Origin of the sequence: Nocardioides sp., assembly GCF_050699375.1 — a bacterium.
Lineage (GTDB): Bacteria > Actinomycetota > Actinomycetes > Propionibacteriales > Nocardioidaceae > Nocardioides.
This window is the reverse complement of record NZ_JBOHDN010000064.1, coordinates 1-13,940: the sequence shown is the minus strand read 5'-3', so window position 1 is coordinate 13,940 and position 13,940 is coordinate 1. Positions and strand designations below refer to the sequence as shown.

General features: G+C 69.0%; 13 protein-coding genes. 8 read left to right on the top strand and 5 right to left on the bottom strand.

Going from position 1 to position 13,940, the window contains the following annotated elements:
* Positions 1–84 precede the first annotated feature (84 nt).
* On the bottom strand, positions 85–1,038 hold the full coding sequence (gene meaB, locus ACRDPS_RS04185) for a methylmalonyl Co-A mutase-associated GTPase MeaB (protein WP_431500366.1): 954 nt from the start codon (positions 1,036–1,038) through the stop codon (positions 85–87).
* A 1-nt stretch (position 1,039) separates the two neighbouring features.
* Entirely contained in the window at positions 1,040–2,227 is a 1,188-nt protein-coding gene (locus tag ACRDPS_RS04180; protein WP_431500365.1) for an acetyl-CoA C-acetyltransferase, read from the bottom strand.
* Positions 2,228–2,364: 137 nt separating this feature from the next.
* Between ACRDPS_RS04180 and mce the strand changes: the two genes are divergently transcribed.
* The 4 genes from mce (at position 2,365) to ACRDPS_RS04160 (ending at position 7,056) form a co-directional block, all read left to right on the top strand.
* Positions 2,365–2,832 (top strand): methylmalonyl-CoA epimerase, encoded by a 468-nt coding sequence (mce, locus tag ACRDPS_RS04175; protein ID WP_431500364.1) that lies wholly within the window; start codon positions 2,365–2,367, stop codon positions 2,830–2,832.
* Between the two features lie 184 nt (positions 2,833–3,016).
* A complete protein-coding gene (ccrA, locus tag ACRDPS_RS04170) occupies positions 3,017–4,357 on the top strand; it encodes a crotonyl-CoA carboxylase/reductase (RefSeq protein WP_431500363.1) in 1,341 nt (446 codons plus the stop codon).
* 144 nt (positions 4,358–4,501) lie between these two features.
* Positions 4,502–5,869: a hypothetical protein gene (locus tag ACRDPS_RS04165; RefSeq protein WP_431500362.1), complete on the top strand. Its 1,368-nt coding sequence runs from the start codon at positions 4,502–4,504 to the stop codon at positions 5,867–5,869.
* A complete protein-coding gene (locus tag ACRDPS_RS04160) occupies positions 5,866–7,056 on the top strand; it encodes an AI-2E family transporter (protein ID WP_431500361.1) in 1,191 nt (396 codons plus the stop codon). The genes ACRDPS_RS04165 and ACRDPS_RS04160 overlap by 4 nt, the downstream gene beginning before the upstream one ends.
* A gap of 65 nt (positions 7,057–7,121) precedes the next feature.
* Here the strand turns inward: ACRDPS_RS04160 and ACRDPS_RS04155 are convergent, their stop codons facing one another.
* Positions 7,122–8,027 carry an EamA family transporter gene (locus tag ACRDPS_RS04155; protein WP_431500360.1) on the bottom strand — a complete coding sequence of 302 codons (906 nt, stop codon included), beginning with the start codon at positions 8,025–8,027 and terminating at the stop codon, positions 7,122–7,124.
* 95 nt (positions 8,028–8,122) lie between these two features.
* Here ACRDPS_RS04155 and ACRDPS_RS04150 point away from each other — a divergent pair, with 95 nt between their 5' ends.
* Complete coding sequence (locus ACRDPS_RS04150) at positions 8,123–8,674, top strand: CGNR zinc finger domain-containing protein (RefSeq protein ID WP_431500359.1); 552 nt, start codon at positions 8,123–8,125, stop codon at positions 8,672–8,674.
* On the opposite strand, the gene ACRDPS_RS04145 is transcribed toward ACRDPS_RS04150, so the two are convergent.
* The gene (locus ACRDPS_RS04145; RefSeq protein ID WP_431500358.1) at positions 8,656–9,942 is read right to left on the bottom strand and encodes an SLC13 family permease; all 1,287 of its coding nucleotides are present in this window, start codon (positions 9,940–9,942) and stop codon (positions 8,656–8,658) included. The genes ACRDPS_RS04150 and ACRDPS_RS04145 overlap by 19 nt on opposite strands.
* Before the next feature lie 101 nt (positions 9,943–10,043).
* Between ACRDPS_RS04145 and ACRDPS_RS04140 the strand changes: the two genes are divergently transcribed.
* Both ACRDPS_RS04140 and ACRDPS_RS04135 read left to right on the top strand, forming a co-directional pair.
* Positions 10,044–10,991 (top strand): sensor histidine kinase, encoded by a 948-nt coding sequence (locus ACRDPS_RS04140; protein ID WP_431500357.1) that lies wholly within the window; start codon positions 10,044–10,046, stop codon positions 10,989–10,991.
* On the top strand, positions 10,988–11,650 hold the full coding sequence (locus tag ACRDPS_RS04135; protein ID WP_431500356.1) for a response regulator: 663 nt from the start codon (positions 10,988–10,990) through the stop codon (positions 11,648–11,650). Before ACRDPS_RS04140 ends, ACRDPS_RS04135 begins: the two co-directional genes overlap by 4 nt.
* On the opposite strand, the gene ACRDPS_RS04130 is transcribed toward ACRDPS_RS04135, so the two are convergent.
* The gene (locus ACRDPS_RS04130; protein ID WP_431500355.1) at positions 11,637–13,043 is read right to left on the bottom strand and encodes a serine hydrolase domain-containing protein; all 1,407 of its coding nucleotides are present in this window, start codon (positions 13,041–13,043) and stop codon (positions 11,637–11,639) included. The genes ACRDPS_RS04135 and ACRDPS_RS04130 overlap by 14 nt on opposite strands.
* A gap of 44 nt (positions 13,044–13,087) precedes the next feature.
* Between ACRDPS_RS04130 and ACRDPS_RS04125 the strand changes: the two genes are divergently transcribed.
* Positions 13,088–13,714 carry a TetR/AcrR family transcriptional regulator gene (locus ACRDPS_RS04125; protein ID WP_431500354.1) on the top strand — a complete coding sequence of 209 codons (627 nt, stop codon included), beginning with the start codon at positions 13,088–13,090 and terminating at the stop codon, positions 13,712–13,714.
* Positions 13,715–13,940 lie beyond the last annotated feature (226 nt).

The window sequence follows — 13,940 nt, the reverse complement described above, 5'->3', positions numbered from 1 at the left end:
TGACCTCTCGGCCTGCAGAGGTGACCTCTCGGCCTGCAGGGGTGACCTCTCGGCCTGCAGGGGTGACGCCTCGGCGTTGGGTGGCTACTCGGCGAGGAGGGAGTCGGCGGCGGTGTAGGGGTCCTTCTCGCCGCTGACGACCTTGTCGGCCTGCGCGTCCAGCTCGCTCGTGGAACCGACCGAGGTCCATCTCGCGCGCAGCGTCTCGACGGCGATGGCCTCGATCTCGGCCCGGGCCCGGCGCGTACGCCGCTGCGTCAAGGCACCGCTGGACTCCAGCCAGGCGTGGTGCTCGTCGAGCGCGCCGACCACCTCGGCGAGCCCCTTGCCGGACTGAGCCACGGCGGTGAGCACCGACGGCGTCCAGGCTCCCGCGGGCCGGTCGGCCAGCCGAAGCATCCCGCGCAGGTCGCGCTGGACCTTGGTCGCACCGTCGCGGTCGGCCTTGTTGACCACGTAGAGGTCGCCGATCTCGAGGATCCCGGCCTTCGCCGCCTGGATGCCGTCGCCCATCCCGGGCGCGAGCAGCACCACGGTCGTGTCGGCGAGCCCGGCGATCTCGACCTCGGACTGGCCGACACCGACGGTCTCGACCAGCACCACGTCGAAACCGGCCGCGTCCAGCACCCGGATCGCCTGCGGGGCCGACCAGGCCAGTCCTCCGAGATGGCCCCGCGAGGCCATCGAGCGGATGAAGACACCGGGGTCGGTGGCGTGGTCGGTCATCCGGATCCGGTCCCCCAGCAGGGCGCCGCCGGAGAACGGCGAGGACGGGTCGACGGCCAGCACGGCCACAGTCCGCCCCGCCGAGCGCAGCTCGCGGACCAGCGCGGACGTGGCGGTCGACTTCCCGACCCCCGGCGCGCCGGTGAGGCCCACGATGTGGGCATGACCGCCGTGCGGCGCGAGCCCCGCCATCACCTCGCGGAGCCGCTCTCCCCCGCCGACGGGGGCGTTCTCCACGTACGACACCAGCCGCGCGACCGCCCGGGGCTCACCGCCCCGGGCGCGCGCGACCAGGTCTGCTACCTCAGAGATGTCAGACCTTCGGGACCCGCACGATCAGGGCGTCGCCCTGACCGCCACCGCCGCACAGCGCGGCGGCACCGTTGCCGCCACCGCGACGCTTGAGCTCGTACGCCAGGTGGAGCACGACCCGCGTGCCCGACATCCCCACGGGGTGGCCGAGCGCGATCGCGCCGCCGTTGACGTTGACGATCTCGGGGTCGAGGCCGAGCTTCTTGGTGGACTCGATGCCGACGGCCGCGAACGCCTCGTTGAACTCCACGAGGTCCAGGTCGGCGGCGGTGATGCCCTCCTTCTCCAGCGCCTTGGCGGTGGCGTTGGCCGGCTGCAGCTGCAGCGAGGAGTCGGGGCCGGCGACCATGCCGTGGGCGCCGATCTCGGCGAGCCACTCCAGACCCAGCGACTCGGCCTTCTCCTTCGACATGACCACGACGGCGGCAGCGCCGTCGGAGATCTGCGAGGCGGAGCCGGCGGTTATGGTGCCGTCCTTGGAGAACGCCGGGCGGAGCTTGCCGAGCGACTCGGCGGTGGTGTCGCCGCGTACGCCCTCATCGGCGCTGACGACGACGGGGTCGCCCTTGCGCTGCGGGATGGAGACCGGGACGATCTCGTCGTCGAAGACGCCGTTCTTCTGCGCAGCGGCGGCGCGCTGGTGCGAGGTGGCGGCGAACTCGTCCTGCTCCTCGCGGGTGAGCTTCACGCCCTCGGCGTTGATCTGCTCGGTCAGGCCGCCCATGGCCTGCTGCGTGGTCTGGTCGTAGAGCGCGTCGTACGCCATCGAGTCCACGAGCGTGGTGTCGCCGTACTTGAAGCCCTCGCGCGACTTCGGCAGCAGGTGCGGCGCGTTCGTCATCGACTCCATGCCACCCGCGACGATGATCTCCGCCTCGCCGGCGCGGATCAGCTGGTCGGCGGTGGCGATCGTGTTGAGGCCGGAGAGACAGACCTTGTTGACCGTGATCGAGGGTACGTTCATGGGCAGCCCGCCGGCGATGCCTGCGGCGCGCGCCGGGTTCTGCCCGGCGCCGGCCTGGATGACCTGGCCCATGATCAGGTAGTCGACCTGATCCGGCGAGACGCCCGCCTTCTCCAGGGCGCCCTTGATGGCGACGCCGCCCAGATCGGCAGCGGAAAGGCTCTTGAGCCCGCCGAGCAGGCGCCCGATCGGCGTACGTGCCCCGGCGACGATGACGTTGGACATGGGTCCTCCAAGAATGTTGGTGGTGCTGATCTGCACCGAGGTTACTAACTAGTAACCTCGGGGGGAAGAGCGATAGCCACAGGTTGATGTGGCTGTCATCACACATTGTGCCCGTTAGGCCTGACCTGAAGGAGAGTATGCCCATGACATCCACCGAGACCGCAGCCGGGATCCCCTCCCACCTGTTCACCCAGATCGACCACGTGGGTCTCGCCGTTGCCGACCTGGACGCGGCGATCGACTTCTACGACAAGACCTTCGGCATGAAGCTCGCCCACCGCGAGACCAACGAGGAGCAGGGCGTCGAGGAGGCGATGATCGCGATCGGCGACTCCGACAACAAGCTGCAGCTGCTCGCCCCGCTCAACGAGAACAGCACCATCGCGAAGTTCCTCGACCGCAACGGCCCGGGCATGCAGCAGCTGGCCTACCGGGTCACCGACGTGGAGCAGGTCTCCGCGATCCTCAAGGAGCGCGGCGTACGCCTTCTCTACGACGCCCCGCGACGCGGCACCGCCGACTCCCGGATCAACTTCATCCACCCCAAGGACGCGGGCGGCGTCCTTGTCGAGCTCGTCGAGCCGGCCGCCAACGCCGCTCACTGAGCCCGAGAGCTCACCGCGGCACGTGCGGTGTATCGAGCCTGTCGAGATGCGGTGTATCGAGCCTGTCGAGATGAACGATCCAAGAGTCATGTGTCACATCAGGCTGGCCATTGCGGTTACTCACCAGTAATGTCCAGCGAACTAGAGTCAACCGCGACCCCTTCGAACGACGCAGGAGCCGACAATGCAGAACATCCTCGACGCGATCCTCGCCGGTGATACATCCGGCGAGGAGTTTGCGAGCCTCGAGATCCCCGACCACTACCGTGCCGCGACCGTCCACAAGGACGAGGCCGACATGTTCGAGGGCGTCGCGACCAAGGAGAAGGACCCGCGCAAGTCCCTCCACGTCGAGGACGTCGCCCTCCCCGAGCTCGGTCCCGGCGAGGCCTTCGTGGCCGTGATGGCCAGCGCCATCAACTACAACACGGTCTGGACCTCGATCTTCGAGCCCGTCTCGACCTTCGGGTTCCTGGAGCGCTACGGCAAGGAGTCCGACCTCGGCGCCCGCCACAACCTCGACTACCACGTGGTCGGCTCCGACCTCTCCGGTGTCGTGCTGGCCACCGGCCCGGGCGTGACCAAGTGGAAGCCGGGCGACCGCGTCGTCGCCCACTGCCTCTCGGTCGAGCTCGAGGCTCCCGACGGCCACAACGACACGATGATGGACCCCTCGCAGCGCATCTGGGGCTTCGAGACCAACTTCGGCGGCCTCGCCGACGTGGCGATGGTCAAGGCCAACCAGCTGATGCCGAAGCCGGAGCACCTCACCTGGGAGGAGGCCGCCTCCCCCGGCCTGGTCAACTGCACCGCCTACCGTCAGCTCGTCTCCACCAACGGCGGCAACATGAAGCAGGGCGACAACGTCCTGATCTGGGGCGCCTCCGGTGGCCTCGGCGGGTTCGCGACGCAGTACGCCCTCAACGGCGGCGCCAACCCGGTCTGTGTGGTCTCCAACGAGGAGAAGGCAAAGGTCGTGCGCAGCCTGGGCGCCGAGATGGTGATCAACCGGTCCGAGCTGGACTTCAAGTTCTGGAACGAGGACGGCACCGAGCAGAACCCGCGGGAGTGGAAGCGGCTGGGCAAGACCATCCGTGAGCTCACCGGCGGCGAGGACATCGACATCGTCTTCGAGCACCCGGGCCGCGAGACCTTCGGCGCGAGCGTGTTCGTCACCCGCAAGGGCGGCACGATCACCACCTGTGCCTCCACGAGCGGCTACATGCACGAGTACGACAACCGCTACCTGTGGATGAACCTCAAGAGGATCATCTCCAGCCACTTCGCCAACTACCGCGAGTCGTGGGAGGCCAACCGCCTCATCGCCCAGGGCAAGATCCACCCGACCCTGTCGCGGACCTACACCCTCGAGGACGTCGGCCAGGCCTCGCTCGACGTCCACCACAACAAGCACCAGGGCAAGGTCGGCGTGCTCTGCCTCGCCCCGGAGGAGGGCCTCGGCGTCCTCGACGAGGAGAAGCGGGCGGCTCACATCGACAAGATCAACCTCTTCCGGGGAATCTGAGACTCGTAGTCTCAGTAAATAGATCCGGTTTGAGACTGGATTCACGGCCGGTCTCCTCTTGCGCGAGGGGCGACCGGCCGTAGTCTTGCCCCTTGGGAGCAGAGGCAGCTCGTAGACGACCTACAGGTGAGGAATCCGCCACAAATGACGAATGAGGGACTGTCCATCTTCAACGAGGCTCCTGAGCCTCGAAAGAAGCCCGAGCAGGACTCGACCGAGACCCAGGTCCTTCCTCGTGTCCCGGGCGCATCCGGATCGCCCAGCTCCCCCCACAACGCGCCCCCACCACCGGCTCCAGGCTCACTCCCAGCCTTCCCGGTCGTGCGCCGCGGGGGCTATGACCCCGGCACCGTGAACGCACGGGTCCAGCAGCTGCTTCAGGCCAACGGCCAGGGCCAGTCCGCCCTGCGCAACGCACAGCGCCGGATCAGCGAGCTCGAGCGCCAGGTCACCGACCTCAAGGCAGCGGCACCCCGCAGCACCGAGGCCCCTTCGTACGCCTCCCTGGGCGGTCGCGCGAGCGCGATGCTCCGCCTCGCCGAGGAGGAGGCCGCCTCCGTCAAGGAGTCGGCCGAGAAGGAGGCAGCGGTCATCCGCGAGGCCGCACAGCGTGAGGCCGCCGCGGCGAAGGCGTCTGCACAGCGCGACATCGAGGCGCTGCGTACCTCGCAGTACAAGGAGATCGACGACCACCGCGAGAAGGTCACCAGCGAGGTCCAGCAGGCCCGGTCGATGGTGCAGGCCGAGAGCGACGAGCTGCTGGCCGGCGCCAAGCGCGAGGCCGACCAGATCCGGCTCGCCGTGCAGCAGGAGGTCACCCAGCTGCGTACGTCGACCCAGCGCGAGGTCGAGAAGGCACGCGCCGGCGCGGACCGCGAGGTCCAGGAGGCACGGCGGATGCTCGCCGTCGAGCGCGAGCGCCTCGCCCGTGAGGCCGCCGACCACCACGACCAGGCGATGTCGGAGACCGCTCGCATCGTGACCGAGGGCGAGACCCGCGCGGCCGATGCCGAGGAGCGTGCCCGGGTCGCTGCCCAGCACGTCGCCGACCAGCGCGCCGAGCTGGCGAAGGAGTCCGAGGGAATCGTCGCTCGCGCCCGCCGCGACGCCGAGACCGTCATGTCGAAGGCGCGCGCGGAGGCGGACCACCTCGCCTCCACCGCGACCGTCGAGGCCGAGAAGGGTCACGCGGTCATCAAGGCCGAGGTCGACCGCCTCACCAAGCGCCGCGACGCGATCGCCGCTCAGCTCTCCTCGCTCACCGACCTCGTCTCCGGGTTCGGCAAGAACGACGACCCGGCCGAGCTGGAGGCGCCGAAGCCGGTGTTCGAGGACGACATCGTCGACGGCGAGCTCGTAGAAGCGGACCCCGCCGAGAGCGTCACCCTGGTCGGTGACGAGGACCTCGGCGACGAGGACCTCGCTGACGACGACTACGACGAGTACGCCGACGAGCCCTCCGAGAAGACGGCCATCCGCGAGCCCGAGACTGCGAAGTCCGAGAGCCGGTGAACGCAGGTTCGGCCGACCGTCCACAGGACCCTCAGAAGGAGGCTGCCCCCGACGAGGAGGCAGCCTCCGACGAGGCGGCGATCACGGTCGACGAGAAGGACGAGAAGGACGACGAGAGCGAGCACGAAAGACGGTTCGGCAAGCCCGGACCGCCTTTCGACCGTAGAGCGCCCTTCCTGTTCGGGCTGCTCCTCGGCCTCGGCCTGCTGACGGCGTACGCCGCGGGCAACCTCCTCACCACGATGGGGAGCGTCATCCTGCAGGTGGTGGTCTCGCTCTTCATCGCCTCGGGGATCAACCCGATGGTGGTGTTCCTGCAGAAGCGCGGGCTCCCCCGTCCCTGGGCGGTCCTGACGGTCATCTTCGGTGTCCTCGGTGCGCTGGCGCTCTTCTTCGTGGCGCTCGTCCCGGTGATCAGCGACCAGGTCGCCAAGATCTCGGCCAACGTGCCCGACTGGACCGAGGAGCTCCAGCGCAACGAGCGCATCCAGCAGCTCAACGAGGACTACCAGATCCTCGACAAGGTGCAGGAGTACGTCGCCAGCGGCGACTTCGTCAGCACCGCCTTCGGCGGCGCTCTCGGGGTCGGGCTCGCGGTGCTCAACGTGCTGGTCACCGCGTTCATCGTCACCGTCCTGACGCTCTACTTCATCGCGTCCTACGACCGGACGAAGCACGCCATCTACCAGCTCGCCCCGGCATCGCGTCGCGACCGGGTCACCAAGCTCGGCGACCGGGTCTTCGACGGCATCGGCGGCTACGTCTCCGGCGCCTTCGTCGTCGCCCTGTGCGCCGGCCTGTCGACCCTGGTGCTGCTCTTCGCCATCGGGATGGGTGAGTACGCAGTCGCGCTGGCCTTCGTGGTCATGATCACCGACGTCATCCCGATGATCGGTGCCACCATCGGCGCGGTCATCGTCTGTGCGATCACCTTCGCGACGACCGACCTGAAGACCGGCATCATCGCAGTGGTCTTCTACGTCGCGTACCAGCAGTTCGAGAACTATGTCGTCTATCCACGGGTCATGTCCCGCGCGGTCGACATCCCCGGTGTCATCACCGTCATCGCGGCCCTGATCGGCGCCTCGCTGCTCGGTGTCGTCGGTGCTCTGCTGGCGATCCCCGCGGCAGCAGCGGTCCTGATGCTGGTCCGTGAGGTCTTCGTGAGAGCCCAGGACGAGCGATAGCTCGATCAGCTCCGGAGCGCTGTACGTAGAGGGACGTACAGCGCTCCGCTGGTTTTGGGCTGGTTCTACCCGGCCCTCGTGGCCCGCTCCCCCTGCCGCACCGCGATGATGCCGGCCAGCACGACCAGACCGCCGATGAGCTGAATCACCGCGGGGGCCTCGCCGAGCAGAAGCCACGCGAAGACGACGGCGGAGACGACCTCGAGAAGTCCCACGAAGGACGAGAGCCGCGAGCCGAGCCGGCGGGAGGCGGCGATGCCGGTGGCGTACGCGACCGAGCAGGTCAGCACGCCGAGACCGATCAGCGGCACCCACCAGGCGACCTCCAGGCCCGCCAGGACCACCGGCGAGGTCTCCATCACGAACGGGATGGCGCCGATCAGGCAGAGCACCCCGAGCAGGATCGTCGCGACCGTCAGGCCGAGCCAGGCCAGCGCGAGCGGCGGCAGGGTCGTGGTCGTGTGCGCGTTGAGCACGAAGTAGGAAGCCAGCCCGACGGCGGCGCCGGAGGCCCACAGGACCCCGACCGGGTGGACGCTCGCCCCGCCGATCAGGTCGAGGACGAGCACGAGCCCCGCGATCGCGGTCACCGCACCCACCAGGGTCAGTCGCGAGGGCCGTTCGCCGTGCCGCAGCCACATCCACGCGACCACGAGCACCACGCCCATGTATTCCATCAGCAGCGCCGGCCCGACCGCCATCCACTGCACGGCCGAGAAGAAGGCGAACTGCGGCACCACGATGGCCAGGAGCGCGTACGCCGCGACGAGCCGCCAGCTCGTGGCCACGCTCTGCCACTGCCCGGCGAGCTTGCGCACCGCGAAGGGGGCCAGCACGAGAGCGCCGATGCCGACGCGGAAGAGCAGGACGCCGCCCGTCGACCAGCCCGTGTCGAACAGTCCCCGCCCCAGCGGACCGGAGAGGCTGAACGTGATCGCCGAGATGACCGCGACAACCAGTCCAGTGGCCACCAGCGGCCTCTTGCTCGCGCTCTGCGAAACCAGCTTGTCATTGGTCAACGTCGTCATGACACATGACAATCCCACCGTTGCGGTAATGTGTCAACATGGTTTTCACCCATGACACAGAGGTCGGCCTCCAGGCGGCCGCGTCGCTGGCGAACACCCTGGCCCTCTCCCCCGGATCGGTCGATGAGCTGACCACGGTCCAGGACCTGGTGGAGCACTATGAGACCTACGAGTACACCGGCCGCCACGACCGCACTCGCGCCGAGCTCGACGAGGTCCGCGCGCTGCGCCCGCGCCTGCGCGACCTCCTCGACGCCGACAAGGACGAGGCCGTGCGCCTGACCAACCAGATGCTCGCCGAGCACGACGCCACGCCCCAGCTCGTCCGGCACACGACGTACGACTGGCACATCCACGCCACCGGCAACGACTCCCCGCTGGCCACCAGGATCGCCGTCGAGACGGCGATGGCGATGGTCGACGTCATCCGCGCCGACGAGCTGTCCCGGCTCTCGATCTGTGCCGACGACGGCTGCGCGGGCATCGTCGTCGATCTCTCCCGCAACCGCTCCAAGCGCTACTGCTCGGCGACCTGCACCAACCGCAACGCGGTCGCCGCCTATCGAGAGCGTCAGGCGAGCACGAAGTAGCGGAGCGCGACGTAGACCCAGGCGACGGCCAGCGTCACGATGGTCACCACGATGCCGTACCTGGTGAACTTCCAGAAGCTGATCGGGTGGCCCGCCTTCGCAGCGAGACCGAGCACCACCACGTTCGCGCCGGCCGCGACTGCGGTCGTGTTGCCGCCCAGGTCCGCACCGAAGACGAGGGCCCACCACAGCGGGCTGTCGGCGCCGGACGATGATGTCGCCGCCACCATCTCCTCCACGATCGGCACCATCGCCGCGGTGTAGGGGATGTTGTCGACGAACCCGCCGATGATGGCCGAGCCGATCATCAGGCCGGTCACCCCGGCGAGCTCGTTGTCGCCCATCAGGTCGGCGGCGTACGAGCCCAGCGACCCGATGACTCCGACCTCGACCAAGCCCCCGACCAGCACGAACAGCGCCATGAAGAAGGCCAGCGTCGCCCACTCCACCTCCTCCAGGAAGGCCTCGGTCCTCGTCTGGGAGACCACCACCATCGCCCCGGCGCCGAGCATCGCGACCATCGACGGATCCAGGTGGAGCTCGGCGTGCAGCCCGAAGGCGAGCATCACCAGTCCCAGGACGGCGAGGCAGCGGTAGAGCAGCCCGCGGTCCGGGACCGCCGAGGCAGGGGGTTCGATCAGGCCGTCCAGGTCGACCTTCCCCCGCAGCTCGCGCCGGAAGAGCAGGCGCACCAACCCGATCAGCACCACCAGCAGGATCAGGCACAGCGGCAGCGAGTGCACCAGGAAGTCGGTGAAGGTCAGGTTCGCCCGGCTCGCCACGATGATGTTGGGCGGGTCGGCGATCAGCGTGGAGGTCCCGCCGACGTTGGCGGCGAGGATGAGGGAGATCAGGTACGGCATCGGGTTCAGCCTCAGGCGCTCACAGACCGACAGCGTGACCGGCGTGACGAGCAGCACCGTGGTCACGTTGTCGAGGATCGGGGAGAGCGCCGCGGTGACCAGGATCAGGAGCGTGGCCAGGCGCGCCGGACGGCCACCTGAGTGCTTGACCGCCCACAGCGCGAGGTACTCGAACAGGCCCGTCTGTTTGAGGACTCCGACGATCACCATCATCCCGAAGAGCAGGAAGATGACGTCCCAGTCGACCCCCGTCTCATGGCTGAAGAAGGCCGACTCGGCGTTGATGATCCCGATCGCCACCATCGCCGCCACGCCGCCCAGAGCGGCGGCGACGCGGTGAACCCGCTCGGTGGCGATGAGACCGTAGGTGACGATGAAGATCGCGATTGCTGCGTACACGATCATGCGTTGAGCTCCATACCATCGACTCTCCGCGACCGCGCGCGAGATCCGAATGGGTGCTGCCACCCATAAGGCCTGGCCAGAGGAGATGGCAGGGTTGGCGTATGAGTCATCTACCGCTCTACTGGCGGGTCTGCCTGACGAACGGGACGGTCTTCTGCGTCGGCACCCTGATCCTGGCGCTGTCGCCCGCCCGGGTCTCGGAGCGGGTCCTCGCCGAGGAGGCGGTGATCCTGGCGGTCGGGTTGGCCGCGATGGCGACGCTCAACGCGCTCCTGCTGCTGCGGAGCCTGGCGCCGATCGACCGGGTGATCCGGACCATGGACTCGGTCGAACGCCCCTCGCCCGACCAGCGGCTGACGGCACACGGCAACGGCTCCGGCGCCCGCCTGGTGGCGAGCTACAACGCCATGCTCGACCGGCTGGAGACCGAGCGCAGCGCCAGCAACGCCAAGGCGCTCGCCGCGCAGGAGGCCGAGCGGCACCGGATCGCCCAGGAGCTCCATGACGAGGTCGGGCAGTCGCTCACCGTCGTACTCCTGGGGCTGAAGGGGCTGGAGAGGCAGGTACCCGACGCGGTGCGCCCCGAGCTCGCCGCTGTCCGTGAGTCCGCGCGCACCGGTATGGACGACGTACGCCGTGTGGCCAGACAGCTACGACCCGGCGTGCTCGAGGATCTCGGTCTGCACGCCGCGCTCACCGCGCTGACCACCGACGTCGGCGCCCTCGGCCGCACGACCGTACGCCGCACCGTCGGCCGTGGCCTTCCCGAGCTGCCGCAGGACCGTGAGCTGGTGGTCTACCGGGTCGCCCAGGAGGCACTCACCAACGTCGTACGCCACGCCCACGCCGCCACCGCCGAGCTCTCGCTGTGCAAGGTCGGCGACAACGTCGTCCTGACCGTCTCCGACGACGGCCGGGGCACCCCCAACCTCGTGGCCGGCGCCGGGATCAGCGGCATGCGCGAGCGGGCCCTGCTCATCGGCGCCGATCTCAGCGTGACCAGCACGCCCGGCCACGGCACGATCGTCCGCCTGGAGGTTCCGCTGTGACTCCGACTCCCCCGAAGATCCGGATCCTGCTGGCCGACGACCACACCCTCGTACGCCGCGGCATCCGCCTCATCATCGATGCCGAGCCGGACCTCGTGGTCGTCGCCGAGGCGGCCGACGGCACCGAGGCCATCGGCGCGCTCCGCGATGTCGAGGTCGACCTGGTGATCCTCGACGTCGCCATGCCCCGCACAACGGGCCTGCAGGCCGCGCGCACCATCTCCCGGATGCGTACGCCACCGAAGATGCTGATGGTCTCGATGCACGACAACGAGCAGTACTTCTTCGAGGCCCTCAAGGCGGGAGCGAGCGGGTACGTCCTCAAGTCGGTCGCTGACGAGGACCTGGTCAAGGCCTGCCGCACCGCGATGAGCGGCCAGGCCTTCGTCTACCCCGGCGCCATGAGCGCGCTCGTCCGCGACTACCTCGACCGCCTCAAGCGCGGCGAGAGCCTCCCACCGACCGTCCTCACCGAGCGCGAGGACGAGGTCCTCAAGCTCATCGCGGAAGGCCACTCGAGCCGTGAGATCGCCCGGGAGCTGACGATCTCCTACAAGACCGTCGAGCGGCACCGGGAGAACATCCTCGCCAAGCTCGGACTCCGTGATCGGACTCAGGTGACTCGCTACGCCATTCGCGCCGGGCTCATCGAGCCCTGACCGCCGCGCGGCGCGTCAGGGCTCCGGGCCGGACGGCCCAGGAGGCTGCCAGGAGCAGCAGGGTCGCGCTGCCGGCGACGACACCGACGGCAAGGTCGGGCAGCCAGGTGATCGCGAAGTCGAGCGATGCGCCCAGCAGGCTCGGCAGCAGGGCGAGGGCTACGGCGGCCGACCCGGCCGCTGCTGCGCACACCCACCTGAGCCGCGACGAGACCGGGGCGCGGCGCGCGACGAGCACGAGCGCCAGCCCGAGCGGGACCAACACGATCAGCACCCAGGGCGCCGAGGTCAGCAGCGGGTCGCCGGCCTTGACCGTCGCCGAGCCGCCGTGCGCGATCTGGTCGATGTCCGCGGCGGCAGCCGTGAGGCTCGGCGCGCGCTTCTCCGCGTATGCGTTGGCCAGAGCGACGACAGCGCGGTCCTCGTCAGGAAACAGGGCGACATGGGTGAAGTAGCCGGGAGTGGCGCCGGTGTGATGGATGCGCCGCCGATCACCTCCGTCGACGCTCCAGCCATAGCCATAACCACGCGCCCGCCCGGTGACCTCTTGGATGCTCCACGCCTCCTCCTCGAGACTCCGCGGCAGCACCTGTCCTGCCAGGTGGGCGCGGGCGTACGTCGTCAGGTCATCGAGCGTCGAGACGACGTATCCGTAGGGTGCACCGGACTCGTCGAAGCCGGGATCGTAGGCGCGCGGCCATGCCCACCAGTGACGGTGCCCGGGCGCGAGCGCCCTCGCGCCATCCGCGTCGGCAGCTGTGGCCGTCATCCCGATCGGCCCGAACAGGGACTCCTCGGCGACAGCGGCGAACGAGCGTCCCGTCATCTCCTCGACCAGTGCACCCAGGACGAGGTAGTCGGCACTGTTGTAGGCATACTCCCCCGGGGTGCCGTGGTGCTCGAGATCGCCCGCCGCCCGGCGCAGTGCGCCAGGTTCGTTGTCGAACCGCTCCGAGACCGCGAGCCCGTCTCCGGCTGTGTAGCCGGCTGTGTGCGTGAGGAGCTGACGTACCGTCACCCGAGGCGCGTCGAGCCAGGGCAGATGCTGCTTCACCGGATCGTCCAGCTGGATCCTGCCGTCGTCGACCAGACCGAGGACCAGCGCGCTGGTGAACGTCTTCGCGACCGAGCCCACCAGGAACGGGGTCGTCCGGGAGACCGGAGCCCCGGCACCGTCCTCACCCGAGAGGTACGTCCGCACCTCGTCTCCGTCGACGACCGCGACCGCTGCGCCCGGAACGTCGTTGGCTTCGCGCCAGCTGTCGACGTACGCCTCGACGCCGCCGCCCCCTTCCACGGCCGCGGCCGTTCCGGCAGACACCGGCGCTGCCGCACCGACGACCGCGACCGCCACGGCGGCAAGTGCGCTTGCGAGAGCTCGAGATACATCCATGTCGATGACCATAACCGTATGCCCATATTGTTATCATCTGATTTATGGCCAGGACCGCAGACCACGACGCCCGTCGCGCCCAGATCACCTCAGGCGTACGAGACCTGGCACTCTCCGCTGGCCTCGGCGCCGTGACCGTCGCCGGGACCGCCAAGGCCGCGGGCGTCTCCGTCGGCCTGGTGCAGCACTACTACGACTCCAAGGAGTCCTTGCTCGCCGACACCCTGCGCGGACTGCTGTACGGCATCGAGGCGCGGGTCGCGAAGACGATCGCAGGCGCCGAGCGCCGGCACGCCCGCATCGAGCACATGCTCGGGGCCGGGTTGCTGGAGCTGCTCCCGCTGGACACCGCCCACCGGGACGAGGCCTACCTTCGACACGCCTTCGCCGGGCTGGCCCTCGACAACCCGATCCTGGCAGAGCATCAGCGTGCCTTCGACCGCAGGTTCGGCGATCGGATCGCACAGGCCGTGCGGAACGGGATGGAGTGCGGCGAGGTCGTTCCCGGGACGGATGCCCTGCTCGAGAGCGATGCGGCGTTCGCGTTGACGCAAGGACTCGCCGCACGCCTTCTCATCGACCCGGGAGCGGAGGCTCAGCGCCGCGCCGAGGCGGCGATCGCGGCCCGGATGGCGTCGGTGTTCGCAGGGCCTTGTGCCCGGGAAGCCTAGGGCAGCCCTAGTGTCCCGCACCTCAATTCCGCACCATAAGTCGCACGCTGCGCACGCACCTCGCTGCGTTGGCATCGCTCGGAAGACACCCGGTATGCCGGGCGAGTTCAAGGGTCGGACGCAACACCTCCTGACTGAGGAGGCTGTCGATGACCCGGTGGGCGATCCGTGCGGAGCGGCGTGAGTTCTGGCTGCGTGTTCGTGACGGCGCGTCGTTCAAGGACGC

Coding starts and splice junctions, on each gene's coding strand:
- ACRDPS_RS04180 (WP_431500365.1), bottom strand. CDS start 2,227: ATGTCCAACGTCATCGTCGCCGGGGCACGTACGCCGATCGGGCGCCTG.
- ACRDPS_RS04140 (WP_431500357.1), top strand. CDS start 10,044: ATGAGTCATCTACCGCTCTACTGGCGGGTCTGCCTGACGAACGGGACG.
- ACRDPS_RS04165 (WP_431500362.1), top strand. CDS start 4,502: ATGACGAATGAGGGACTGTCCATCTTCAACGAGGCTCCTGAGCCTCGA.
- ACRDPS_RS04130 (WP_431500355.1), bottom strand. CDS start 13,043: ATGGATGTATCTCGAGCTCTCGCAAGCGCACTTGCCGCCGTGGCGGTC.
- ACRDPS_RS04145 (WP_431500358.1), bottom strand. CDS start 9,942: ATGATCGTGTACGCAGCAATCGCGATCTTCATCGTCACCTACGGTCTC.
- mce (WP_431500364.1), top strand. CDS start 2,365: ATGCCCATGACATCCACCGAGACCGCAGCCGGGATCCCCTCCCACCTG.
- ACRDPS_RS04125 (WP_431500354.1), top strand. CDS start 13,088: ATGGCCAGGACCGCAGACCACGACGCCCGTCGCGCCCAGATCACCTCA.
- ccrA (WP_431500363.1), top strand. CDS start 3,017: ATGCAGAACATCCTCGACGCGATCCTCGCCGGTGATACATCCGGCGAG.
- ACRDPS_RS04150 (WP_431500359.1), top strand. CDS start 8,123: ATGGTTTTCACCCATGACACAGAGGTCGGCCTCCAGGCGGCCGCGTCG.